The sequence below is a fragment of the Thioalkalivibrio sp. ALE9 genome, from assembly GCF_000377445.1.
GTDB lineage: Bacteria > Pseudomonadota > Gammaproteobacteria > Ectothiorhodospirales > Ectothiorhodospiraceae > Thioalkalivibrio.
Map to the genome: position 1 here is coordinate 59,314 of NZ_KB898128.1, position 23,448 is coordinate 82,761.

At 66.2% G+C, this 23,448-nt stretch carries 29 protein-coding genes; 6 read left to right on the forward strand and 23 right to left on the reverse strand.

Going from position 1 to position 23,448, the window contains the following annotated elements:
- Positions 1–43 precede the first annotated feature (43 nt).
- Both D106_RS0109925 and recN read left to right on the forward strand, forming a co-directional pair.
- Positions 44–922: an NAD(+) kinase gene (locus tag D106_RS0109925; protein WP_018865770.1), complete on the forward strand. Its 879-nt coding sequence runs from the start codon at positions 44–46 to the stop codon at positions 920–922.
- 4 nt (positions 923–926) lie between these two features.
- On the forward strand, positions 927–2,588 hold the full coding sequence (gene recN, locus D106_RS0109930; protein WP_018879936.1) for a DNA repair protein RecN: 1,662 nt from the start codon (positions 927–929) through the stop codon (positions 2,586–2,588).
- 98 nt (positions 2,589–2,686) lie between these two features.
- Here recN and D106_RS0109935 read toward each other — a convergent pair whose 3' ends face one another.
- From D106_RS0109935 to D106_RS0109945, 3 genes are read right to left on the reverse strand one after another with little or no spacing between them, the layout of a single operon-like run.
- The gene (locus tag D106_RS0109935; RefSeq protein WP_018879937.1) at positions 2,687–3,169 is read right to left on the reverse strand and encodes a gamma-glutamylcyclotransferase; all 483 of its coding nucleotides are present in this window, start codon (positions 3,167–3,169) and stop codon (positions 2,687–2,689) included.
- Positions 3,170–3,171: 2 nt separating this feature from the next.
- Positions 3,172–3,684 carry a YcgN family cysteine cluster protein gene (locus D106_RS0109940; protein WP_018879938.1) on the reverse strand — a complete coding sequence of 171 codons (513 nt, stop codon included), beginning with the start codon at positions 3,682–3,684 and terminating at the stop codon, positions 3,172–3,174.
- On the reverse strand, positions 3,677–4,378 hold the full coding sequence (locus D106_RS0109945) for a hypothetical protein (RefSeq protein WP_018879939.1): 702 nt from the start codon (positions 4,376–4,378) through the stop codon (positions 3,677–3,679). The genes D106_RS0109940 and D106_RS0109945 overlap by 8 nt, the downstream gene beginning before the upstream one ends.
- Before the next feature lie 100 nt (positions 4,379–4,478).
- Between D106_RS0109945 and D106_RS0109950 the strand changes: the two genes are divergently transcribed.
- The 3 genes from D106_RS0109950 to D106_RS0109960 all read left to right on the forward strand — a co-directional run bounded on the left by D106_RS0109950 (position 4,479) and on the right by D106_RS0109960 (position 6,409).
- The gene (locus D106_RS0109950; protein WP_018879940.1) at positions 4,479–5,612 is read left to right on the forward strand and encodes a hypothetical protein; all 1,134 of its coding nucleotides are present in this window, start codon (positions 4,479–4,481) and stop codon (positions 5,610–5,612) included.
- A 90-nt stretch (positions 5,613–5,702) separates the two neighbouring features.
- Positions 5,703–5,918, forward strand: a complete 216-nt coding sequence (locus tag D106_RS0109955; protein ID WP_018865776.1) for a hypothetical protein — start codon at positions 5,703–5,705, stop codon at positions 5,916–5,918.
- A 53-nt stretch (positions 5,919–5,971) separates the two neighbouring features.
- Positions 5,972–6,409 carry a hypothetical protein gene (locus tag D106_RS0109960; protein ID WP_018865777.1) on the forward strand — a complete coding sequence of 146 codons (438 nt, stop codon included), beginning with the start codon at positions 5,972–5,974 and terminating at the stop codon, positions 6,407–6,409.
- Positions 6,410–6,658: 249 nt separating this feature from the next.
- On the opposite strand, the gene D106_RS0109965 is transcribed toward D106_RS0109960, so the two are convergent.
- Positions 6,659–7,336 carry a tetratricopeptide repeat protein gene (locus D106_RS0109965; protein ID WP_018865778.1) on the reverse strand — a complete coding sequence of 226 codons (678 nt, stop codon included), beginning with the start codon at positions 7,334–7,336 and terminating at the stop codon, positions 6,659–6,661.
- A gap of 207 nt (positions 7,337–7,543) precedes the next feature.
- On the opposite strand from D106_RS0109965, the gene D106_RS0109970 reads away from it, so the two are divergent.
- A complete protein-coding gene (locus tag D106_RS0109970; RefSeq protein WP_018865779.1) occupies positions 7,544–7,798 on the forward strand; it encodes a hypothetical protein in 255 nt (84 codons plus the stop codon).
- Positions 7,799–7,894: 96 nt separating this feature from the next.
- Here the strand turns inward: D106_RS0109970 and D106_RS0109975 are convergent, their stop codons facing one another.
- The 19 genes from D106_RS0109975 to rplS all read right to left on the reverse strand — a co-directional run bounded on the left by D106_RS0109975 (position 7,895) and on the right by rplS (position 23,439).
- Positions 7,895–8,086, reverse strand: coding sequence for a hypothetical protein (locus D106_RS0109975; RefSeq protein WP_018879941.1), 192 nt, complete (start codon positions 8,084–8,086; stop codon positions 7,895–7,897).
- A gap of 206 nt (positions 8,087–8,292) precedes the next feature.
- Positions 8,293–8,973, reverse strand: a complete 681-nt coding sequence (locus tag D106_RS0109980) for a Fe2+-dependent dioxygenase (RefSeq protein WP_018879942.1) — start codon at positions 8,971–8,973, stop codon at positions 8,293–8,295.
- 158 nt (positions 8,974–9,131) lie between these two features.
- The gene (locus D106_RS0109985; RefSeq protein ID WP_018879943.1) at positions 9,132–11,363 is read right to left on the reverse strand and encodes a TonB-dependent siderophore receptor; all 2,232 of its coding nucleotides are present in this window, start codon (positions 11,361–11,363) and stop codon (positions 9,132–9,134) included.
- Positions 11,364–11,618: 255 nt separating this feature from the next.
- On the reverse strand, positions 11,619–11,825 hold the full coding sequence (locus D106_RS0109990) for a hemin uptake protein HemP (protein WP_026280642.1): 207 nt from the start codon (positions 11,823–11,825) through the stop codon (positions 11,619–11,621).
- A 45-nt stretch (positions 11,826–11,870) separates the two neighbouring features.
- The gene (bfr, locus tag D106_RS0109995; protein ID WP_018879945.1) at positions 11,871–12,347 is read right to left on the reverse strand and encodes a bacterioferritin; all 477 of its coding nucleotides are present in this window, start codon (positions 12,345–12,347) and stop codon (positions 11,871–11,873) included.
- Positions 12,348–12,575: 228 nt separating this feature from the next.
- Complete coding sequence (locus D106_RS0110000) at positions 12,576–13,025, reverse strand: hypothetical protein (protein ID WP_018879946.1); 450 nt, start codon at positions 13,023–13,025, stop codon at positions 12,576–12,578.
- Positions 13,026–13,046: 21 nt separating this feature from the next.
- Complete coding sequence (locus tag D106_RS0110005; RefSeq protein WP_018879947.1) at positions 13,047–13,928, reverse strand: energy transducer TonB; 882 nt, start codon at positions 13,926–13,928, stop codon at positions 13,047–13,049.
- Complete coding sequence (locus D106_RS0110010; RefSeq protein WP_018879948.1) at positions 13,928–14,350, reverse strand: biopolymer transporter ExbD; 423 nt, start codon at positions 14,348–14,350, stop codon at positions 13,928–13,930. The genes D106_RS0110005 and D106_RS0110010 overlap by 1 nt, the downstream gene beginning before the upstream one ends.
- Positions 14,347–14,745 carry a biopolymer transporter ExbD gene (locus tag D106_RS0110015; protein WP_018879949.1) on the reverse strand — a complete coding sequence of 133 codons (399 nt, stop codon included), beginning with the start codon at positions 14,743–14,745 and terminating at the stop codon, positions 14,347–14,349. The genes D106_RS0110010 and D106_RS0110015 overlap by 4 nt, the downstream gene beginning before the upstream one ends.
- Positions 14,732–15,481, reverse strand: a complete 750-nt coding sequence (locus D106_RS0110020; protein WP_018879950.1) for a MotA/TolQ/ExbB proton channel family protein — start codon at positions 15,479–15,481, stop codon at positions 14,732–14,734. Before D106_RS0110020 ends, D106_RS0110015 begins: the two co-directional genes overlap by 14 nt.
- Before the next feature lie 166 nt (positions 15,482–15,647).
- A complete protein-coding gene (locus D106_RS0110025; protein ID WP_018879951.1) occupies positions 15,648–15,911 on the reverse strand; it encodes a bacterioferritin-associated ferredoxin in 264 nt (87 codons plus the stop codon).
- A gap of 229 nt (positions 15,912–16,140) precedes the next feature.
- Complete coding sequence (locus D106_RS0110030) at positions 16,141–16,623, reverse strand: peptidylprolyl isomerase (protein ID WP_018865786.1); 483 nt, start codon at positions 16,621–16,623, stop codon at positions 16,141–16,143.
- A gap of 105 nt (positions 16,624–16,728) precedes the next feature.
- Complete coding sequence (gene htpG, locus D106_RS0110035; protein WP_018879952.1) at positions 16,729–18,639, reverse strand: molecular chaperone HtpG; 1,911 nt, start codon at positions 18,637–18,639, stop codon at positions 16,729–16,731.
- Positions 18,636–19,544, reverse strand: coding sequence for a 23S rRNA (adenine(2030)-N(6))-methyltransferase RlmJ (locus tag D106_RS0110040; RefSeq protein WP_018879953.1), 909 nt, complete (start codon positions 19,542–19,544; stop codon positions 18,636–18,638). The genes htpG and D106_RS0110040 overlap by 4 nt, the downstream gene beginning before the upstream one ends.
- Before the next feature lie 90 nt (positions 19,545–19,634).
- The gene (gene soxX, locus D106_RS0110045; RefSeq protein ID WP_018876084.1) at positions 19,635–20,321 is read right to left on the reverse strand and encodes a sulfur oxidation c-type cytochrome SoxX; all 687 of its coding nucleotides are present in this window, start codon (positions 20,319–20,321) and stop codon (positions 19,635–19,637) included.
- A 231-nt stretch (positions 20,322–20,552) separates the two neighbouring features.
- A complete protein-coding gene (gene soxX / locus D106_RS0110050) occupies positions 20,553–21,242 on the reverse strand; it encodes a sulfur oxidation c-type cytochrome SoxX (protein WP_018879954.1) in 690 nt (229 codons plus the stop codon).
- Positions 21,243–21,270: 28 nt separating this feature from the next.
- The gene (gene soxA / locus D106_RS0110055) at positions 21,271–22,080 is read right to left on the reverse strand and encodes a sulfur oxidation c-type cytochrome SoxA (RefSeq protein WP_018876082.1); all 810 of its coding nucleotides are present in this window, start codon (positions 22,078–22,080) and stop codon (positions 21,271–21,273) included.
- Positions 22,081–22,492: 412 nt separating this feature from the next.
- On the reverse strand, positions 22,493–23,059 hold the full coding sequence (locus D106_RS0110060) for a methylated-DNA--[protein]-cysteine S-methyltransferase (RefSeq protein WP_026280643.1): 567 nt from the start codon (positions 23,057–23,059) through the stop codon (positions 22,493–22,495).
- Between the two features lie 23 nt (positions 23,060–23,082).
- Positions 23,083–23,439: a 50S ribosomal protein L19 gene (gene rplS, locus D106_RS0110065; RefSeq protein ID WP_018865793.1), complete on the reverse strand. Its 357-nt coding sequence runs from the start codon at positions 23,437–23,439 to the stop codon at positions 23,083–23,085.
- Positions 23,440–23,448: the final 9 nt, after the last annotated feature.

Genomic DNA, 23,448 nt, shown 5'->3' on the forward strand with positions numbered 1-23,448 from the left:
AACCCCGGGTGCAGTCGCGGTCCCTTTTCCGGATAATGCCGGCATGATGCCAGACTTCAACAAGGTCGGACTGGTCGGCAAGACCAGCGACTCGCGCACCGCACCGCTGGTCGCCACGCTGGTCGGTCTGCTGCAGGAGCGCGGCCGCCAGGTCTTCATGGAACAGGAGATCGACGGCTTCGAGCGTCCGGAGCGGGTCGGGCTCCTGCCGCTGGAGGAGCTGGCCAGCGCGGTCGATCTGCTGATCGTCATCGGCGGCGACGGAACCCTGCTGGCCACCGCCCGCAAGGTCGCCGACGCCGACACGCCGCTGCTGGGGATCAACCTGGGTCGCCTGGGATTCCTCGTGGATGTCTCCCCGGACACCGCCCCGGAGGAACTGGGCGAGGTCCTGGACGGGGCCTTCGAGCGCGAGCCGCGGGCGATGCTGGAGGCCGAGCTGATCCGCGACGGGGTCACCATCCACCACGGGATCGCGCTGAACGACGTCGTGGTCCATGTACTGAGCGTGGTGCGCATCATCGAGTTCGACACCGCGATCGACGGCATGGACGTCGGCCGGCTGCGCGCCGATGGCCTGGTGGTGGCCACGCCCACGGGTTCCACCGCCTACGCCCTGTCCGCCGGCGGGCCGATCCTGACCCCGCAGCTGGACGCGATGGTCATGGTCCCGGTGTGCCCGCACAGCCTGAACCACCGCCCGCTGGTGGTCAGCGGCCGCTCCACGGTGGAGATCCGCCTGTCCAGTGGCAGCCGTTCCCCGGCCCAGGTCGCGCTGGATGGCCAGGAGAACGTGGACTTCGCCCCGGGCGACCTGCTGCGCATCCACCGTCGCGAACAGGCCCTGACCCTGATCCATCCCCGCGAACATCACTTCCTGCGCGTGCTGCGAACCAAGCTGCGCTGGGGCGAGCAGCCCTGATCCCATGCTGCGACTGATCAGCATCCGCGACTTCGCCATCATCGACCAGCTGGAACTGGAGCTGGACACGGGCCTGAGCGCCCTGACCGGCGAGACCGGGGCAGGCAAGTCCATCCTGATCGACGTGATCGGCCAGCTGCTGGGCGACCGCGCCGACGCCGGCATGGTGCGCGAGGGGGCCGAACAGGCCGACCTGTCCGCGGAGTTCGCCCTGACCGACACGAGCCCGGCTGGCACGTGGCTGGCGGAACAGGACCTCGCGGACCCCGACGACGACGCGGTGCTGCTGCGGCGGGTCCTGACCCGCCAGGGAAAGAGCCGTGCCTGGATCAACGGCCGACCGGTCGCGGTCGGCCAGCTGCGCACATTGGGCGAGTGGCTGGTGGACATCCACGGCCAGCACGCCCATCAGCAGCTATTGCAGCGCGACACCCAGCGCCTCTGGCTGGACGGCTTCCTCGAAGGCGACCGGGTCTCCCACGTGCGCGAGGCCCACACGGCCTGGCGCGAGGCCGCCCGCGCGCTGGAGCAGGCCCGCGAGAGCCAGGCCGACACCTCCGACCGCCTCGACCTGCTGCGTTTCCAGACCACCGAGTTGGCCGAACTGGCCCCGGTACAGGACGAATACCCGCAACTGCTGGCCGAGCAGAACCAGCTCGCCCACGGCACCGAGGTGCTGAGCGCGCTGCAGACCGCCAGCCAGCAGATCGAGGACGACGCCGGCGTCGATGCCCAGATCGGCCATGTGCTGCACGCGCTGCAGGATGCCGCGCAGCACGACGAACGGGTGAACCCGACGCTGGAGCTGCTGGAGTCCGCGCGCATCCAGATCACTGAGGCCGGCGACACCCTGCGCCGACTGGCCGACGGCATCGAACTGGACCCGGAACGCCTGGCCGAGCTGGACCAGCGCGTCGGCGAGTACCTGCGCCTGGCGCGCAAGCACCGCGTCGACCCCGAGGCCCTGCCGGGGCTGTTCGACGAACTGCAGACCGAGCGGGACGCCCTGGAAAACGGCGACCAGACGCTCGAGGCCCTGGAGGCGCGCGAACAGGAGACCCGCACGGCCTTCGACTCGGCTGCCAAGGCGCTGAGCAAGGCCCGCCAGCAGACCGCCAAGCGCATCGGCCAGGCGGTTACCGACACCATGCAGGAGCTGGGCATGGCCGGCGGCCACTTCGAGATCGCCATCGAGCCCGCCGACAAGCCACAGGCGCACGGTGTGGATCACATCGAGTTCCGCGTCGCCGCGAACCCCGGCTCCGCCCCGCAGCCGATGGCGAAGGTCGCCTCCGGCGGCGAGCTCTCGCGTATCGGGCTCGCGCTACAGGTGCTGGCCAGCCAGCAGCAGACCGTACCCACGCTGATCTTCGACGAGGTCGACAGCGGCATCAGCGGCGCGGTCGCCGAGGTCGTCGGGCGCAAGCTGCGCACCCTGGGCGAGCGCCATCAGGTCCTGTGCGTGACCCATCTGGCCCAGGTCGCCGCCCAGGCCCACCAGCAGCTGGAGGTGCAGAAATCGCACGGCAAGGACGGCACCCGCACTGCCATCCAGCCGCTGGACGACGAGCGCCGCGTCGAGGCCCTGGCCCGCCTGATCGGCGGCACCCAACTCACCGAGACCACCCGCACCCACGCCCGCGAACTCCTGTCCTCCGCCGGTTAGTCCACCACGAAGGCCACAAAGGACAACACGCAGGATGCGATGAGCGCAGCGGATCGTGGAGCGGCCGCTACAGGATCACCACCGCTGAACCATGCAGTTCAGGACCGCGCCGGCCAGATGCCGTCCGCCAGATGGCGCGCACCGGGTGGCAGACGCGGCATCCAGTAGACCCAGAGGGCCGTGGGACCATCCTCGGTCCAGGCGGGCACCAGGGCCCGGCGATACTCCCCGCGGCCGTCCGGGCGCACACCCTCCAGGGCGTCGACGCGCGGCAGGGCCCGCGGCGGGTCGGGCAGGCGAATCCACTCGCCGTGCACAAGCTCCTGCGCCGCATCCGGGGCTGATGGCGCGAGCCCCCGGAAGCGGCGCTGACGCCCCGCGTCACGGAGTGGGTCCTGCCCGGCTTTCAGCAGAATGCTGTCGGCGGCAATCTGCACGGCGGGGTAGCCCACGGGTAAGTCATATAGCGACCCGACAATGGTCGCGGTGCGAATCCGGAGGGCCCGAGCGCAGAACGCGCGGTGGTTGGCGAAGCCCTGTTTCAGCGTCCCGTACACGAACAGATCGACGTATCCCGACATCGCTACTCGCGCGGAAGCCTTACCACCGGGCGCCACAGACGCGCGGACTCCGGCACCTCACCGGGCCAGTCGACGACGTAGTCGATCAGGGGGAGGTCGGGGGCATCGCATTCGCGGATCACCCGCCCGGCCACCGACACCCGGGCGCGCCTCACGCTCTCCGGATCGCCCGTCAGCAGGGGGTGCCAGGTCGGCAGTGGGTGGCCCTCGAAACGCAGGCGATAGGCACAGGTGGGCGGCAACCAGTGATAGTGGGGCAGGTCCTTTCGGGTCAGCTGGATGCAGTCCGGCACGAAGTCCCGGCGGTTGGCGTAGTCCGAGCAGAAACCGGTCTCGCAGTCGAGCAGGTCGCAGGCCAGCCAGGTAAAGGCCAGCTCGCCCGAGTCCTCGTCTTCCAGCTTGTGCAGGCAGCAGCGCCCGCAGCCGTCGCACAGGGCCTCCCACTCTTCGTGGCTCAGGGTCTCGAGCGGGCGCTCCCAGAACGGGCGGGCATCCGGGGCGGCCGATTCACTCATGATCCCCGTAGTCCTCGCCCAGGCGGCGGCGCCCTTCGTCGCGCAGGCGTTCCACGGTCTGTCCCCAGCGCTCCTGGGTCACGTAGTGCATCAGCACACGCCCGCGGCGCGGGACCAGAATGGCCAGCCCGTCCTCGGGGTAGAGCCAGTAGCTGTGATCGGAGTCCATGCGCAGGCGCTCGCGCGGCTCGCCAAAACGCTGGGTAACCAGGTCCTCGGTCCAGTGGGCGCGCGGGATGTAGCTCATCTCGACGATCGGGACGTTGCCCAGCGATGTCAGGGCGTCGTCGCTCAGTCCGTAGCGCCGGGCCCCGCTGGGCATGGGCCGCTCGGACGTCGTCTCGGCCTCGATCCGGTCCAGCGCCGCCTCATCCAGATCCGGGCGCAGGATCAGGTTGGCCTCGAACGGGGGGATGCGCGCGTTCACGTAGTAGGCCTCCACCGAACGCGAACCGTCGGCATCCACGAACAGGCGGATGTCCGGCACCGGCAGGCGGCCCATCAGGTCGGCCATGGTGGTCTCGCCCAGCACGATGCCCAGCACCCGCGTGCGCTGGCGATCCCCTACCTCGATCTGCCACGGAAGGTCGGAGAACTGCTGACTGCGCATGCCACCCGGGTTGGAGTAGACCCACATGGCCAGCGCCAGGATGACTCCCATCGCCACCAGCCCGATGATCCAGCGTACATGCATCGCGCAATTCCCCTTGAAGACACAAAGCCCGGCCGTGGCGGGCGCGCCATGCCGCCTCGTATAATGCGACGCTCGCCCGACCACCGGATACCAGCCCGCCATGTTCGCACGTTTGTCTGCCTGGATCACCGCCCGCTCCGTCCCCGGCGACAGCGGCGGGCGCATCCTGATCCTCGCCCCGCGGGCCACCCTCGAGACGGCCGCCGACTGGCTCGCGGAGCTGGCCGACGCCGTCGGGCCGATCACGCTGGGGGTCACCGACTGCGGCCATGACCGCGAGGCGGCCGGCTTGATGGATGCCACCCCGGCGCTGGCGATGCGCCCGGACCTGGCGGCCCCGCGTCTGGCGCGGCTGCGGCCGCGCGCCGTCGTGGTCATCGGGCCCCTGCGGGCCGGCGAGCACGACCTGGGCCCCGCACTGGCCTCGCTCCATGCACCGCGCATCTGGGTGAATGCCGAGGGCGACACCGGGGGCGTCGAGTGGGATGCCGTGTTCGCGGCGCGCGAAGACGCCCCGGCCCCCGGGATCGCCGAAGTGATCGGCGACCCGATCGCCGGGGCGGTGGAACTGCCGGCCCCGCCGTCCGACTCCAGCGCATTCTGCGAACGCTTTCGCGAATACCACGAAAAGGGCCATCCGATCCTGCTGGCACCCAACACCGGCCCGGGCGAGGAGGCCTTCGCCTTTGCCGTGCTGTTCGCGGTGCTGCGCAAGAGCGCGGCCATCCTGCTGCTGGCGCCCGCGGACCCGGCGCGGCACGAGCCGGTCTATCGCGACGCCATCAAGTACTCGCTGCCGATCATCCGCCACAACCGCTTCATGACCTCCTTCGTGCCGCGCAAGAACCGGGTCTACTACATCGAGGATCCGGAGACGCTGCACGCCGCCTACACCTGCGCCCAGGTGACCCTGCCGGGCGGCACCCTGGCCGCCAGCGAGACCCCGCCCGACCTGGGCCTGCCGCTGGCCTGTGGCAGCGCGGTCATCTGCGGCCCGGCGGAGCATGAACGCCACCCGGATGCCGCCACGCGACTGCGTATCGCCGCCGAGCACACCGGCCTCGTCGCTCGCGGCGAGGACCCCGAGCGGGTGGCCGACGAGGTGCTCGCGCGCCTCGCGGAAGGGATCGACCCGGCGGCACGGCGCGCACGCCTCGCTGAATGGCAGTCCCGCCAGTCCGGCGCACGCGCCGCGGTGCACGCCCGCCTGCAGGCCCTGCTCGCCCCCGCCTGACCCGGCGCGGAGCCGCCGGGCGGTGAAATGCAACTAATTGATCTATAATCGGGTCAACGAGTTACAGGTTTGCCGGACAGGTTCACGCACATGATCGACGCCAGCCACTCCCTCGCGGGCATCCAGAAGGGCATGACCAGCATGCGCCAGCAGGCCCACACGGTGGCCACCGAGAACGCGGGCAGTCGCGAGAGTATGGGTGCCCAGGTGGGCATGATCGCCAGCCAGAATCAGGTCGAGGCCTCGGTGAAGACCCTGCAGGCCGAGGACCGGATGATTGGCTCGTTGCTGGACGTACGCGCCTGAATCCGGGCAACGCCTGAGAACACGACCTACCAGGAGGCTCGCCGAGTTACGCGATGGAAGTCCCGGTCACCAACCCGTCTGCTGCGGTACCGGTCGGCACACGCCCGACCGGCAGCGACCGGCTGGGCCTGGGGCAGCTCTCCACCCCGGCCGATTTCGATCGCCCGCTGAACGACCCCGAGGCCGGCGAGGCCCGCCGCCCGATCGAGGATCGCGCGGAACAGGACGAGAACCGCCGCGGCGATGCCGAACAGGACCAGGGCCTGGCCTTCCCCCCGCGCTCGGAACAGGAGATGGCCTCGCGGGCCCGGGTCGCGGCCCAGATCGAGGCCTTCCGCAGCAGCGGCAATGACGCCGAAGGGGCCGCGGCGCCGGATGGTGGCGTGCTGGGCGGCGTCGGTGTCGAGGCCCTGCGCCGCCGCGTGGAACTCGCGGTCAGCCTGGCCGGGCCGGCCGAGGAGCCACGCCGCGAACTGAACGTGGTGGTCTAGCCCTCCGCGGAGCGCACGAAGAAGGTCCACAGCGCTTCACAGGAAGGCCCGGAAGATCGGAAGAAGCGCGTTGGGGTCATGACGCAGTGCCCTCATTCCCTGCGTGACACGCCACCCCCACGCTCTCGTCATCCCGAACACCAACAGCACCGATCAGCCGTCATCGCGAGGCGCGCAGCGCCGTGGCGAGCGGCTCGCGAGATCCCGGCGCTTCCTTCAGGTTGCATCCCTGACAGGCGGCCGTGCCGGCTACTGCAGGCGCGGCGCTGCCTTGGCCTGTGCCTGGTTCTGCAGCCACTCCTGGGCGCGTTCGCCCGCGTGCAGGCGCTCGTCGGGACTCAGCTCGCGCGCCACACGCTCGCGGTAACGCGCCGCGCTCGCGATCCCCATCTCCGCCGCGATCGCATACCACTTGAATGCCGACACATCGGAGCGTTCCACGCCCTCGCCCATCGCGAACAGCCGCGCGAGATTGGCTGCACCGCGCCCCTCGCCGGCCTCGGCCGCCAGCAGATACCACTGGGCCGCCTGTTCCGCATCCTGCGGCAGGCCCCGGCCCTCGTCGAACTTAAGCCCCAGGTTGAACATCGCCTGGGCATTCCCGCGCTCCGCGGCAATATGGAACCAGCGGGCCGCCTCGTTGGGGTTCGCCTCCAGGCCGTCCCCCTGCTCGAACAGGACGGCCAGGTTGAAGGCGGCATCCGGGAACCCGGCCTCGGCCGAACGCTGATACCACTGCGCGGCCTCGAGGGGATCCCGCGGCAGGTGCTGCCCCTCATCCAGCAGGACCCCCAGGTTGAAGGCGCACTGCGGGTCCCCGGCCTCGGCCCCCTGCCGCCAGAGGGTCATCGCGACGGCGTGTTCGCCGCGGGCCCAGGCATTGCGAGCCTGCTCCAGGAGAGATTCTTGCGAAGAGGATTGCGCCATCACTGCCGTCCGGAATTGCCTTTGTCTCACTCTAGCGACCCCGAGAAGGGCCGTCGACAAACCGCACGAGGATGCGTGACAGAAACCACGCCCCCGGGCGAAACGCAAAGCTGTGATGAATTTCCCGAAACACCGGAGGGGGCTCAAGGGTCAAGAGGTGTGAACGCAGTTGCGCGTTTACATCCACCTCAATGGACAGGAGTTTCCATGAAGCATTCCACCAGGATCCTGGCCGCCGCGGCCATCGCACCCTTTGTACTTCTGATGGGCTGCTCCGACGGCGACATGGGCATGGACGAGTTCGAGGAACAACAGATGCAGGAACAGCCCGAGGGGGGTGAAGGCGGCATGCAGAGCGCCCCGCCACCCGAAGGGAGCATGCAGGAGCCGCCGCAAGAGGGCGAGATGCAGCAACCCCCGTCCGATGGCGGCATGGAACCGGAGGGTGACGGCAACTTCTGACCCCCGGACGCCCTGCAGGGGCGTCCAATCCGGATGAAGCAAAAAAGCCCCGGCACGCCGCGCGTGCCGGGGCTTCTTGTTTCGGCTCAGCCGGGATCAGTCGCTGAAGGTATCCTCCATCTCGTCCCCGGCATCCTCCATCGCGTCGCCAGCATCGTCCATGGCGTCATCGATGTTCTCACCGGCCTCTTCCGCCGGGCCCTGATTGTCACACCCCGCGAGGGTCGCGCTGCCCAGCGCCATCATCAGGGCAAGCAAGAAAATTGTCAGTCGAGACTTTTCGAACATCGGTTCACTCCTTTACGGCAAATTGGATCCTTTGCATAGACAGCCCGACCAGCGAACACGGTCAAAAACCATTGCCTGCTGGACTCGACGGGTGGGACCAGCCACAAACGCGAACGATCGCCGCAACTCATGGCCGGGCTCGGGTTTTGTGATGCGGTTCCAACTCGCCAGGGACCCGGGACGAAGGCGAGAGCTTCAGTGATATTTCAGCATTCGGACCAGCGGCGGAGGAGGTTGTTATAAAGCCCCGTCAGCCGCACCAAGTCCGTGTCCTCCTCGCCATGGCGCCCACGTAAACCCCGCAACGCCGTATCCATTTCGTACAGGTGCCGCCGCTGTTCCGTATCCTTCACCAGGCTTTGCATGAACATGTAACAGGCCAGGCGCTCGCCGCGGGTGACCGGTCGCACTTCGTGAATGGAGCCGGAGGGGTAGACGACCAGGCTACCAGCAGCCAGCTTGATCTGGTGAACGCCGTAGATGTCCTCGATCGTAAGCTCACCTCCTTCGTACTCGTCGGGATCCGACAGGAACAGCGTGGCCGAGATGTCGGTGCGCAGATAACTGCCATCCGGCAGCGGACGCAGCGTGCTGTCCGTGTGCAGGCCGTAACGGTTGGTCTCCCCCGAGTAACGATTGAAATTGGGCGGCAGGATCTTGAATGGAAGCGCAGCACTCAGCAGCGTTTCGCTCCGGTTCAGGGCACGCATCACCGTGGTCCGCATATCCTGCAAACGCGGGTCACCCTCGGGGATCTGCAAGTTTTTCTTCACCGTGCGTGCCTGGGGCCCGGCGCTGACCCCCGTGGCCCAGTCCGCCTGACGCAGGCCCTCGCGTAGCGCATCCAGTTCATCTTCCTGCAGCACGTTGTCGATGGTCACCAGCACATTAGTCCCTCCCCTCGAACGGCAAAAAACGCCGGCGCATTGATAGCGCCGGCATTTGCTGGCCGCTTCCGAATCGAGCGGCCTGATGACAATCCCGGAGCAGTGGCCATAGAGGGTAAACCCCAATCATGGCCACCCTGCCTCCAGCCCCTGCGCCACTAGAAGTCGTAGCGGAAGGTCGCGATGGCCTGGCGGCCGGCGCCGGGGATCCCCTGTGCACCACCCTCGGCCAGCTGCGAGATGTAGTCCTCGTCGGTCAGGTTGTACACGTTCATGCGGATCTGGGCGTTGTTGGTGATGCGATAGGACGCCGAGGCATTAAAGACGGTGTACGAATCGATCTCGACCTGGCGCCTGCGCGACCCCGGCTCGTTGGGCACATTGTTGACCTGACCGGAGACGTACTCCATCCCCCCGCCAACGGTCCAGCGGGGCGTAATGTCATAGGTCGTGTAGAACGCCAGCGAGTTCTTCGGCGTTCCGCCCAGACGTTCGCCCACTTCCCAGGGATTGTTGGAATTCAGCACCTTGGCTTCGCCCAGGTACGTATAGCTGCCGTACAGATTCCATTCCGGCGTGATCCGGCCCACCGCGTTGAGCTCGAACCCGCGGATCCGCTGCCGGCCTTCCAGAACATCCAGCAGATCCCCTCCGCCCTGGGCCGGAGTGCGGGCGTTGGTCTTTTCGGTCTGGAACACCGCCGCATTCACATTCAGGCCGTCCAGCACCTGCCACTTGGTCCCGACCTCGAACGCCCGGGTCTCTTCGGGATCGGTGTCGAAGGCATCGAGATCGACGATGTCCTCGCCGCGCGGCTGACCGGTGCCGCCCCCCGCCAGCTGGACCAGACCACGATCGAAGGTCCCGGTCACGTCGAACGAGTTGCCATAGGAGGCGTAGATCGAGCCCTCCGGAACCGGCTTGTAGACCACCCCGAGGTTGTAGCTCCATTCGCGATCCGTCCGCGAGATCGGACCAATCGGGTCATCCCAGCCGTAGTCGGTGGCCGTGGACTTTACGTGGTCGTAACGCAATCCACCGTGCAGGTCCCATTGCGGCGAAAGCGCAATGGTGTTGAGCGCATACACCGCCGCCTGCTCGGACTCCAGACGATGGCGCGTGCCGTCGTACGGCACCTCCGGACGCGTCCGCAAACTCGGGTTGTACAGATCTGTGCGCGGCCCGTTCACGTCCGGGCGGCGTCGGTTCTCGATATCGACGTAACCAAACTCGGTCCCCAGCACCAGATCATGTGTCAGCGGGCCCGTATCGAAATTCAGCAGCAGATCCGACTGTACAAAGATCGATTCATCCCGCTGGTCACGCGGTTTCAGATCACCCTGAACCTCGGCCGCGCCCCAGTCCCCACTGCCCCAGGCATCCTCCGGGATCTTGATACGCGGAGAGGACGTAACGGAATCGTTGGAGACCCGGCTGTAGCGGACATGGTTACGCCAGCTGACCTGGTCGCTGAAGATGTGATCGACCACGAGTCCCACCTGATCGACATCGATCTTCTGGTAGTCGTCGGTGTGGCCATAGTAGTTGGAGAAGTCCAGGCCGGGGGGCAGCTTGCCAGTGTAGTAGCCGTCACCCGCGCGCTGGCCGCCCGGCGTCCGCGAATTGTTGTTCTCCGTCAGCTCGGATGTATCACCCGTAAAGCCTTCGCGATCCAGCGGAATCCCCTGGTCCGGGGTGTTGTTCTGTCGCGTGTGCAGATAGTTGACCTCCACCATCGTGTCGCTCTGGAAGCCCCAGGTGTAGGCACCGAAGAACCCGTGGCGGCGCTGATCCACGACGTCTCGGCCCGGCACGTCCTGGGAGTGCGTCATCAGGTTGATGCGAAAGGCGCTGTTGTCGTCGATGACCTTGTTGAAATCGCCGGTGGAACGGAAGTAGGAATCCGTGCCCACCGAGGTTTCGATGCGATTTCGGTCCTCCAGCATCGGCTTCTTGGTGACGAAGTTAATCGTCCCACCTGCGGAGCCGCGCCCGGAGAAGGCCGAGTTCGGCCCCTTGATGACCTCGATCTGGTCGACATAGAACGGATCGCGGAAGTAGTTGCCCAGATCCCGGAACCCGTCGACGTTGATGTCGTCACGTGCATTGAAACCACGGATCTTCAACTGGTCGCCACCCGGCGGGTTCCCTTCCCCGGCCTGCAGACTGATCCCGGACACATTGCGCATGGCGTCACGCAGCTCGGTCACGTTCTGTTCTTCCAGCAGATCGCTGGAGAGAATCGTGATGATCCGGGGGGTGTCCTGCAGATCCCGGCTGTATTTCGGGCTGCTCATCCGCTCGCCACGAAAATCGATCAGCACCGGGTCCAGTTCCGCAGCGCCGGTCTCTTCCGGGTCATCGGCATGGGCAACGGATGCGCCCGCCATGCCCAGTATCGCCAGCACAATCGCACGTCTTTGCCATGGCCCCGTACTGCTTGCGTGCCCTTGAGAAACCGTGCCGTTGCATGTCCCAGTATTTTTGCCAGCCATTTCTTTCTCCCTTCAATGTGCACGACAAACACACCGCCACGACCGGTGAGATGCCGTAGTTCGATTGACAACAAAATGGCTGGCTGAGGGAGCAGGTCCCCTGGCTGGCGGGTGCCGTGAAGATACGCACGGCCTCTGTGATATTTGGTGTTACTTGGTCAGGATCAGCTTCTTGCTGGAGGTCACCCGAAGGGTGTAGCACTGCCCTTCATGGCGGATAAACAGGCGGTCGGCATCACGCAGCAACTCACTCGAGGCAACCTCCCGCGGCGTGCCCACAGGACAGTCATGCACTCCAGGGCGCGCCGGAGAAGACTCGGTAGATGCCGGGATGCGCCCGCCTTCGCTGGAATTCATGCTTGCCTCCCCGACCGCCCCGAAGGGCGGTCGCACTCGAAACGATTACGACGCGGAGCTCGCCTGGCTCTGCTCGTAGTTCTGCAAACCGATGCGATCGATGAGCTGCAGCTGGGTCTCCAACCAGTCGATGTGGCTCTCCTCGCTGTCCAGGATCTTCTGCAGCAGATCGCGGGTCACGAAGTCGCGCACCTGTTCGCAATGGGCAATGGCCTCGCGATAGACCGGCGCACCGGCGTGCTCGAGCGCCAGGTCCGCTTCCAGGATCTCGCGGGTGTTCTCGCCAATGCTCAGCGTCCCCAGGTCCTGCAGGTTGGGCAGGCCTTCGAGAAACAGGATGCGGTTGATCAGCTCGTCCGCGTGCTTCATCTCGTCGATCGATTCTTCGTATTCAGCCGCGGCCAGCTTCTCCAGCCCCCAGTCCTTGAACATGCGGGAGTGGAGGAAGTACTGGTTGATCGCGGTCAGTTCACCCTTGAGGGCCTGGTTGAGGTAGCGGATTACGTCCTTATCGCCTTGCATCTCGACTCTCCTGGAATAGGTCCTTGATCGTTTTTTCGGATCAACGGGTTGGTTGACTGTGGCCCCCGTACTCAGGGGGACCCCACTATCCCGCCCGACTCCGCCGGGATGCAAGAACGCCCTCAACGCGAGCAAAACGATATCGGTAATGCGAACGATTTGCAACCCCGTTTGCTATAAATTTCATGGCGACTGCCGAACCGGCCGGGCAATCGGCTGGGGGAGGCACTATCGGATCAGCGGCACATCCGCCAGGCTCTCGACCTGGACCTGATCGGCGCAGCCCTCGATCGCGCCCTCCGGCCCCTCGCAGGCGGCGATGTCGTTGACCAGGATGCGCCCGACGCGATCGCAGGCCGTGTCCGTCATGCGAAAGGCCCGCACCGCGGTACTTCCCGCCCGCAACGGGGCCATCTCGACCACCGTACGCCGATGGATAATGCCGTCCCTGTCGAACACCACCAGATCCAGCTGGAACGACTCCAGGGCCTCGTCCAGACCGTTCTCCAGCACCAGATGTGCGCGACAGTCGTCGCCGTCGGCCTCGAGCTTGTTCAGTTGGACGCCGATCGCGCCGGGATCGTCGGGGGCGGGATCATCCGCACCGGCTACGCCTGGCAGCACCAGCATCAGAAGTAGCACCATCAAGGTGCCGAGAGCCTCGTCCCGCATACGCATGAAACCTCCTTCAATACATCCTTAACGCACGGAAAATGTGACCGGCACTACGAGTTCGAATTCGTCACGGCCGATCGCACTCGGGGCCGGGAACGGATCTGCCCGCTCGACCATGTCCTCGACCGCGCGGTCGAGAATGCGGCTTCCAGAACTGTCTTCGATCCGATACTCGATCACGTTCCCGTCGCGGTCCAGATGCAGCCAGACGGAGGCCGTCCCCTCCAGTCGACGCCGCTGAGCCTGCCGCGGGTAACTCTTGTGGCGCTCTATCCACGCCTGCAATTCGGCCAGGTAGTCCGGATCCACGCCGGGCGTACCGCCACCCGCCGCATCGGAGGGGCTGTCTCCGGCCTCGGCATCGGCTGCACCCCGTTCGTCAGCCGGCGCCTCGGCATCGGCGCTGTCGCCGGGCTCGGCTGCCCTGTCCACCTCGTCCACTGGGTCAACTTCGGACTCGGCCGGCTCCGGCTCCGGCTCGGGCTCGGGCTCGGGCTCGGGCTCGGGCTCGGGCTCGGGCTCGGGCTCGGGTTCGGGCTCGGGTTCGGGCTCGGGTTCGGGCTCGGGTTCGGGTTCGGGTTCGGGTTCGGGTTCGACGACCTCGGCCTCCTCTACCGGCTGGCGCTCCGGTTCCCGGGGCTGGGGGGGTTCCGGTTGCACCGGCTCGGCTTCCACGGCCTCGGGCCGTTCGGGCTCTACGGCGTCGGTGTCCGCGGACTCCGCGGGCTCGGCCGGCACGGCCTGGGGTGCGCCGCCGGCCGCGGCCATGGAGATTTCCAGCCCGCCCACGCCCGCATCCTCGGCGCCGGCGGGTGGCTCGCGCAGCAGCAAGGCCATCGCCACCAGCAGGTGCAGGGCGACCGCCAGGACGAGGGCCACCATCCAGTGTCGAAACGTCGGCTGCATCAGATATCCGGTACCGTCAGCAGGTCGATCCGCTCGACCCCCGCCTCGCGCAGGCGTTCCAGCACCCCGACAACCGCGACCGCTTCCGCGCGCCCGTCTGCTTTCACGCGGACTCTGGCCGCCTCTCCGTGGCGCTCGACGTGCTCGCGTACCAGACCGGTCATGCCGTCGAGATCGACCTCGTCCTGATTGACCGCCAACCGACTCTCGGTACCGATGATCACCATGAACTCGTCCGGCCCGGGCTGGCCGTCCACGGCCGACTCCACCGGTTCGACCTCGAACGGATCGATCGCACTCAACTGCCCGGCCACCATGAAGAAGATCAACAACAGGAAGACGATGTTGATCAGCGGCAGGATGCTCTCGTCGTCGTTGCGCGGGCGATGCGCAACATGAAAGTGGCGTCGTTCGCCGATCATGGCTGCGCCTGCCGAATTACCGAAAGGTTGCGCGCCCCGACGTCGGACAGACCCTCCAGTACGTTGACGGTGTCTTGCATGCTGACACCGGGCGCCGGCATCACCAGTACCCGCGTGTCGGCCTCGTCGCGCACGCGTGCGGCGATGCGCTCGCGCAAGTCGCCCTCCGCGATCGTTTCACCTGCCAACCGCAGCCCGTCCGAGCGGATCTCGACCAGCATGGCGCCCTCCATCGAACCGGCCCCGCCGGCCTCGGCCGGTGCCTCCAGCTGAACCGCCCGCCACTGGAGGAAACTCGAGGCCAGCATGAAGAAGACCAGCAGGATAAAGACGACGTCGATCAGCGGGGTCAGGCTGATCAGATTGCGCCGACGCGGGCGGCTAGTGTCCAGCATCGGCCGTTCGGGGCAAGGCCCCGTCAGTCGAATCCGGATCGGCCGTCGGGCGAGGCGCTGGACGGTCCGGCGACTCGCGAGTCAGCGACACCGCCGCATACTGCCCCCCCGTGAACAAACGGGTCACGGCATCGTCCATCCGGTGTGCCACCCGCTCGACCCGCGTCTCCAGCCAGTTGAGCGCGGCCACAACCGGGATGGCGACCGCCAGTCCCACCGCCGTCGTCAGCAGGGCCTCCCAGATACCACCCGACAGGACCGCTGGATCCACTTGGCTTCCAGCCTGCTCCATCGCCTGGAAGGCCCGAATCATCCCCATCACCGTGCCCAGCAGGCCCAGTAGCGGAGCTAGCGCGCCAATCACTTCGAGCGGCCGCAATCCCTGACGCAGGGACTGGATGGTCGCATTGCCGTAACGCACCACCTCTTCGCGCACGATGGCCTCCGGCGCCCCGCCGTGCAGCCCCCGAATGCCCCGCGCCACGGCCCGGGCGGCGGGGTTCGGGGTCGCCTCGGCACACTCGATTGCACCCTCGACATCCCCGCGGTGGAAGCGGTCCAGCGCCTCGTCAGCGGGGCGCACATCGGTGACCCGCATGCGCCACAACTGCCACAGCTTGACCAGCACGAAGGCCAGCGCCACCACCGAAGCCCCCAGCAGAATCAGGACCACGGGCCCGCCCGCATCCAAAAAACCGGCCAGGCGCTCCGATGGAATCCATTGCTCGAAATTCATCTTCAGCTCCGAGGGTTCTGAGAGTACAGGCCGCATCCGTACCCACCGCGCCCCGACTTGGCATGCGGCAGGACGTCACACACGGACGACAGTTGCAGGGATAACCAGCGAGTGCAGCGCGACCGCCACCGCGCTGCACTACAGTACGACAATCTGGATGGTCGCCCTACAGGGCGACGGCGGGTTCAGGCCGGGAAACCGGCTCGAGCGGCGCGGGGGTACCGCGCCCGCCGGAGACCTGCAGCACATTCGCGGCGGGATCGCGGGAACACCCCTTCAGCAGGCAATTGGCGCGACGCGCGCATTTACCGCATTCGGAACTCACACCCAGCCGATCCCGGAGATCCCGCATGCGCAGGCCTTCCTGACTGGAGTCGATCAGCTCCCGGATATCGCGTTCGCGAACGGATTTGCAGATGCAGACGATCATCGCCTTCCTCGACCTATCCTGAGTACTGAGCGGACGATACGATGATTGAGAATGGTTTGCAACACCATTACCAATACTGCGGGAGTGCCTTCGACAACGTCGAACCAGCCGCCCCCTCCAGCTTGGCTCCCCCCCCCAAACAAAACAGGCCCCGCGTTTGCGGGGCCTGGGGCAGAGCCTGGCGAGCCTGCAGGCGCGATGCTGCCGCGCACAACAGGCCCGGACTCGCTCAGTGCTGGTGACCGCCCTCGCCGTGGGCGTGGCCGTGTTCCAGCTCTTCGGCGGAGGCCTCGCGGACCTCGACGATCTCGACGTCGAAGTTCAGGGTCTCGCCGGCCAGCGGGTGGTTCCCGTCGACCGTGGCGGTATCGCCCTCGACCTTGGTCACGGTGACGGTCAGCGGGCCGTTTTCGGTCTGCGCCTGGAATTGCATGCCCGGCTCGACGGATTCGACGCCCTGGAACGCATCCATCGGGATCTCCTGGACCATGGCATCGATCTTCTCGCCATAGCCTTCTGCCGGGGAGACCTTGGCCTGGACCTTGTCACCGGCGGCCTTGCCTTCCAGCTCCTTCTCCAGGCCCGGGACGATCTGGCCGTTCCCGTGCAGGTAGGCCAGCGGCTCGCGGCCTTCGGAGCTGTCGATCTTCTCGCCAGCGTCGTTGGTCAGGGTGTAGTGGATGGCCACCACGGCGTTCTGCGCGACTTGCATGGGCTTTGCCCTCTTAATACATGAACTTGTAAGGGTAACGCGGAACAGGGCCGCGCGTCAGGTCCACCCGCCGGCGATACGGTTTCCGGCGGGTGGCCAATCGGGTCAGGCGGCCTTCTGCAACAGGAGGCGATTGAGCCGCGCGACGAACCCGGTCGGGTCCTCCAGTTGCCCGCCTTCGGCCAGCAGGGACTGCTCGAACAGCAGCGAGGCGAGGTCGTTGAAGTCGTCTCCTTCGGCGGCCTTCAGACGCTCGACCAGGGGGTGCCCCGGGTTGACCTCCAGTACCGGCTTGCCGGAGAAGGTCTCCTGGCCGGCCTGCTTGAGCAGTTCCTGCAGGTACAGCGCCATCTCGTGCTCGCCGAGCACGATGCAGGCCGGAGACTCCACCAGCCGCCGCGAGGCGCGCACACTGTCGACCCGATCGCCCAGCGCCTGCTGCAGGCGTTCGGGCAGATCGCCCAGATCGTCGTCGCCCGCCGGCTCGTCGCTACCACTCTTCGGGTCTGCCTCCTCGCCGATGATCTTGTCGAGGTCCAGGTCGCCCTTGGCAACATTCTTGATCGCCTTGCCATCGAACTCGCGCAGGTGCGACAGCAGCCATTCGTCGACCCGGTCGGACAGCAGCAGCACCTCGATCCCGTGCTTGCGGAACACCTCCAGATGCGGGCTGTTGCGCGCGGCGGAGGCATTATCGGCGGTGATCACGTAGATCGCCTCCTGACCGTCCTTCATGCGCTCGATGTAGTCCGCCAGCGCCACGTTCTGGGTGTCGTCACTGTTTTGGGTGCTGGCAAAGCGCAGCAGCTTCGCGATGGTCTCCTGATTGGCGAAGTCCTCGCCGGGGCCTTCCTTCAACACCCGCCCGAAGTTCTTCCAGATCTCGGCGTATTTCTCGGGTTCGTTGTCGGCGATGGACTGCAGAAGCCCGAGGATCTTCTTCACCGAGCCGGAGCGGATCGAGTCGACCAGGCGGTTGTCCTGCAGGATCTCGCGCGAGACGTTCAGCGGCAGGTCGGCCGAGTCCACCACACCGCGCACGAAGCGCAGGTAGTTGGGCAGCAGCTTTTCCGCGTCGTCCATGATGAACACGCGCTTCACGTAGAGCTTGACCCCGTGACGGGCATCGCGGTCCCACAGGTCAAACGGGGCCCGCTTCGGGATGTAGAACAGCGTCGTGTACTCCTGGCGCCCCTCGACGTGGTTATGCGTCCAGGCAATCGGGTCCTCGAAGTCGTGCGCGACGTGCTTGTAGAACTCCTGGTACTCCTCGTCGCTGATCTCGCTCTTCGAACGGGTCCACAGCGCGCTGGCGCGGTTGACCGTCTCCCATTCATCGGTCGGGTTGCCCTCGTCATCCGACTTGCGCATGCGGATCGGGAATGCCACATGATCCGAATACCGCCCGATGATGTGGCGCAGGCGCATGGGCTCGAGGAATTCGTCGGCGTCTTCCTTCAGCGTCAACGTAATCTCGGTGCCAGCCTCGGTGCGCTCGCAGGCAGTGATGGTGTATTCGCCGTCGCCCCGTGACTCCCAGCGGGTACCCGCATCCGGCTCACTGCCGGCTCGGCGGGTCTCCAGGCGCACCTCATCGGCCACGATGAACGAGGAATAGAAGCCCACCCCGAACTGGCCGATCAACTGCGAGTCCTTTTTCTGGTCCCCGGTCAGCTTCTCGAGAAACGCCTTGGTGCCGGAACGCGCAATAGTCCCGATATGCTCGACCACCTCGTCCCGGGACATGCCGATGCCGTTGTCGCGCACCGTCACCGTGCGCGCCTCCGGATCCACCTCGACGTCGATCGCCAGTTCCGCCGGCTGCGGAATCGCCTCCGGCTGGGCCAGGGCCTCGAAGCGCAGCTTGTCACAGGCATCGGCGCCATTGGAGATCAGCTCGCGCAGGAAGATCTCGCGGTTGGAGTACAGCGAGTGGATCATCAGCTGCAGGAGCTGACTGACCTCGGTCTCGAAGCGGCGGGTCTCGGGTTGCGGTGCGGTCTGGGTTTCACTCATGGCCTGCTCGTCCCTTGATTGATCTCGACACGTCGCAAGGTTGGGTCACCCGCGCCGTTTTCAAGGACAGCGGCCTGGTAGAGCCCACCGGCACCCTCCGGATCCAGGACCTGCCACACCGGCGCCAGCAGCTCGGGGAGATGCGCCTCCAGTTGCCACGGGGGCCGCAGCACCAGCATCCCGGAACCCGCCAGCCCCATGTGGCGTTCGGGGTCAGGCGCGATGCGCAGCTCGCTGGCCAGCCACGGATCCTCCAGTTCGGCTCTCAAGTGCTCGCGCATCGCGTGATCCGGCCGGCCCGCGAGGATCGGATACCAGATCAGGATGATCCCCGTGTTCCAGCGCCGGCGGATCGTGGTCACCATCTCGGCCACTTCGCGATACTCGGCCCCGCGCTCGTAGGAGGGGTCCAGCAAGGCCAGGCCACGGCGCGGCTCCGGGGGAAACAAGGCCCGCGCGGCCTCGCGCGCGTCGCGTTTGTGCACGTGACAGCGCGGATCCCCCGCCAACCGCGCCCGCAGACGTCCGTATGCCTCGGGATGCAGCTCGCAGGCGATCAGTTGATCGCGTTCGCGCAGCCGCGCCTGGATCAGCAAAGGGGATCCCGGGTACTCCGTCAGACGCGGGGGCCGGGGCTGCATAGACCGCAGCGTGCCGAGAAACTCCCGCACGCCCGAGGGCAAGGGCTGTTCCGTCGCCCACAGGCGGGCGATACCGGCCGCGGCCTCGTCGGTCTTGCGCGCCCGCGCACCGGTCAGGTCGTACCCGCCGGCACCCCCGTGCAGGTCCAGTGCCACGAAGGGCTTGTCGCGACCGCGCAGGGATTCCAGAACCTGCCAGAGGACCAGGTGCTTGTGCACATCGGCGAAATTGCCGGCGTGATAGTCGTGTTGGTAGCTGAGCATGCGTCCCTCAAACAAAAAGCCACCGCGAGCGTACCCGCGGTGGCTCAAGAAGGGCAGCCGATAGCGACCGCCCTCGACCGTGTGACCGGTTTACTGGTTGACCGGAGACTCCGGGTCCAGCAGATACGCCATCACGTGCGCGATCTGCTCTTCGGTCAGGAAGTTGTTGTGGCCAAAGCGCGGCATCTTGGTGCACGGGAAGTACTGGTGGGGGTTGGACACCACCTGATGCACGTAATTCACGACCGAGCTGTCGGTTCCACGGGTGGCCCCGTAACCCGCCAGGCTTGGGCCCAGCGTGCCGTAGAGCTCCTCGGCTGGATCCATCTGGTGGCAGGCATAGCAGTTGCCGCCCGGCTCGCGGGTACCGTGGTCGTCATTGCGATGACCGATCCGATAGCCGTAACCGGAACGCGCCAGCTCGGCACCCCGACGCCAGTTCCCCAGGCGCGGGCCGCCCGGCGGCTCTTCGTAGCTCTCGCGCGCCATCGCGATGACCTCGCCGGCCGTATCGGCATCCGGCTCGCCTTCGAGCGAACAGGCCGCCTGGATGCCATCCTGGACCATACGGTCCCGGGCTGATCCACCCTCCTGTGCCTCCTGCTCGAAGCTGTAGCTGTCCGTCTCCAGCACGAGGTATTCCGCATACTCTTCGGCGGTCATCGCCGTAATATCGACTTCGCCGCCTCGCTCGCCCATCCAGCCGTCGCAGCCTGCAATCAGCGCCGTCGACGCCACGATGGCCAAGCTCGCCCCCACTGTCTTGTTACTGAGCATCCCTGATATCTCCTCTTGCGTCGGCTGTTGCCGCTTCTTGCCCGCGGTGAGACCAGCGCCTCAAGGCATTCAGCCCGGCTGCCCTGATGGCTGGAGCGTCTCGTTCCCGTCCGGGACCCGCGCGCGGACGGGAGGCCGAGCGCGATGGGACCCTTTTCTGAATCCCCGCAACCCTGCGCGGGGACTCAAAAAAGGGCAGTCCTTGCGGACTGCCCCGATCCAGCAAATGGCTTACTGGTTGTTGACCGGCGACTCCGGATCCAGCAGGTAGGCCATGATATGGCTGATCTGCTCGTCGCTCAGGAGCTGGTGACGGTCGGAGTTGAAGCGCGGCATCTGCGTGCACGGGAAGTACTGGTGAGGATTGGAAATCACCTCGTGCACGTAGCGCAGGACGGCTTCGCTGGTGCCACGGTTGGCACCGTAGTTCTGCAGGCTCGGGCCGATCGTGCCCTGCTCGGACACGCGCGGATCGAACACGTGGCAGTTGTAGCAGTTGCCACCCGCCTCGCGCTGGCTGTGGTCATCCGTACGGTGACCCTGGCGGTAGCCGTAGCCGGAGTCGGCCAGTTCGGCACCCTTGCGCCAGTCGCCCAGCTCGATGCTTTCCGGTGCCTCGTAGGACGCACGCGCCATCGCGACCACACGGCCGGCGGTCTCGCCGTCCGGGTCACCTTCCATGGAGCAGGCCTTCTGCAGTTCATCCTGGGTCATGCGATCACGCCAGGTACCGCCTTCCTGCATCTCCTGATCACGGAAGCTGTCCGTCTCGAAGATGAGGTGTTCGGCGAGTTCCTCGGCGCTCATCGCGGTGATGTCGACATCCGAACCCTTGCTCCCGTCGGCGACAGCGCAACCTGCGGTCAGGGCGACGGATGCGAACGCGGCCATGCCGGCCGCAACAGCATTCTTCTTAAACATACTTGGTGTCTCCTATTGCGTCCGTAGGTTACCGCTTCAGGTCGGGCAGGACGGCCGGTTCGCCGCGCGCCGCATCGTTCCAGAACGAGATCAGAGCGGTGTTGACCGGGGTGTCCGCCTTGATACCGGCGTGACGCATCTGCCACACGCAACCGCGGATACGGTGGTTCTGGCTACGCACGTTGTCGTGGCCAGCGCGGTGGGCGGGCCAGGAGACAGCCTTGGTCCATTCTTGGCCATTGCGCATTTCGGGCAGCACGGAGGCGCGGATCTGCTTGCCGGAATCGCCGTGGCAGGAGGCGCAGTTGAAGTCCATCGCACCACCGCGGCGGAAGAAGAGCACCTCACCGGCGTCGCGCATGGCCTGCTCTTCCGGGTGATCCAGCGGCGGGTTCCACGCCATCCCGGAGGACTGGTGGGCGATATAGGTGGTCAGCTGCATGATGTCGGAGCCGTTGCCGTGACGGCGGGCCACCGCGGGATCATCGCTGGTGAAGCCCTGCAGTTCCTTCATGCAGTGCACCAGGCGCATCTCGAAGTCCATCACCTTGCCGGTGTCTTCGAAGTAGCGCGGCAGCTCGACGTAAGCACCCTCAAGCTCGCCCGGGCCCTTGCCGAAGTCGCAGCCTTCCAGGGAGACGTTGTTCGGGCCACGCTCGGCGTAGAACAGTTCTTCGCCTTCGTCGATCAGCCACAGGGCGGGGTTGTCCGGCATCATCATGATGTTCATTTCACTCTGATGCAGGTAGGCGGAATCGGGATTGTTCTGCAGCAGGTTCTGCAGGACATCATTGGGGTCCTGCCACTCGCCGGCCTGAGCTGCAGCCCCAACAGCCATTGCTACGGGCAACGCAAGCAATGCTTTCTTGAACATGGAAACCTCCATCACACGGGTTTTTTTCGATGAAGCCCGGGACTGATCTGGCCCGGACCTGTGTAGCAGAGTGCTGAACCCGAGTCCGTGCTGTCAACACAAAAGACTATATTAGCGTTTCCTAAAAGTCTGTTTTTGAAAGGTTCTTGGGCATCAACACCGAGGGGCAGACGGGGGACCACTCCAATCTATTCCCGGTTTTGGGAAATTTTTTCAGGCGCCGTTCAGCACGGCCCGGGCACGCAAGAAACTGAAAAAAGAGATGAAGATTCCCCGCAGGGGGAACAAAGCACGCAGACCAGCCGCCGCGGAGGCGGGAAGAATCACCGGGAGGACGCAAGGAACGGAGAAAAACCGGCACGCGACGGGCGCCGGATCATTCGTGTTTCAGAACCCCCTCGTGCGCCAGCAACAGGCGCTTGACCTGGGCCAGCTCGCCCACCTGATCGCCTGCGTAGCCGCCCACATCATGAGTACGACGAAAGCGGGAGGACACAACCCGATGGCAGGGGATGAACAACGGCCAGGGATTGGCGCGGCAGGCCTGACCCACGGCCCGTGGTGCGGAGCCGACGCGTGCCGCAATCTCGGAATAGGTGCGGACCTCGCCGACCGGGATCTCCGACAGTGCCGCCCAGACGCGGCGCGCATGGGCACTGCCCGGCGGGACCGCGGGGGTCGGCTGCCAGGCGGACGCATCCCGGCCATAGGCGTCCGGGGCAAACGGTGGCGGGCGACGATCGGCCCCCGGGATGTCGGCCAGCGGGACCAGCTCCCGGGGATCATCCGGGTCCTGCCAGTCGCAGGCGAGGAGCTCGCCGTTCACGGATTCCAGCCACGCAAAAGCCAGCGCGACTCCGGGGAGGAGACAGCGCTGGCTGCGGGTCGTCGATCCAGCCGACATCAAATAGCGAAAAGCCAGGGGTGACGGGGTCACGGCCATTTGCCGCACCCCGCCGGCCGGCGTTACTTCGCCGCCTTGACGTCTTCCTTAATGCGGGCGGCCTTGCCGGTGCGGTCGCGCAGGTAGTACAGCTTGGAGCGACGCACCTTGCCGCGGCGCTTCACCTTGATCTCGGCGATCTGCGGGCTGTGGGTCTGGAACGTGCGCTCCACACCGTTACCGTAGGAGACCTTGCGCAGGGTGAACGCGGAGTTGAGGCCGCGGTTGCGCACGGCAATCACCGCGCCCTCGAAGGCCTGCAGGCGCTCGCGGTCGCCTTCGCGCACCTTCACCTGCACCACCACGGTATCGCCGGGCCCGAAGTCGGGCACATCCGACTTCATCTGCTCGGCTTCCAGTTCCTGAATGACGTTATTCATTGCTCGACC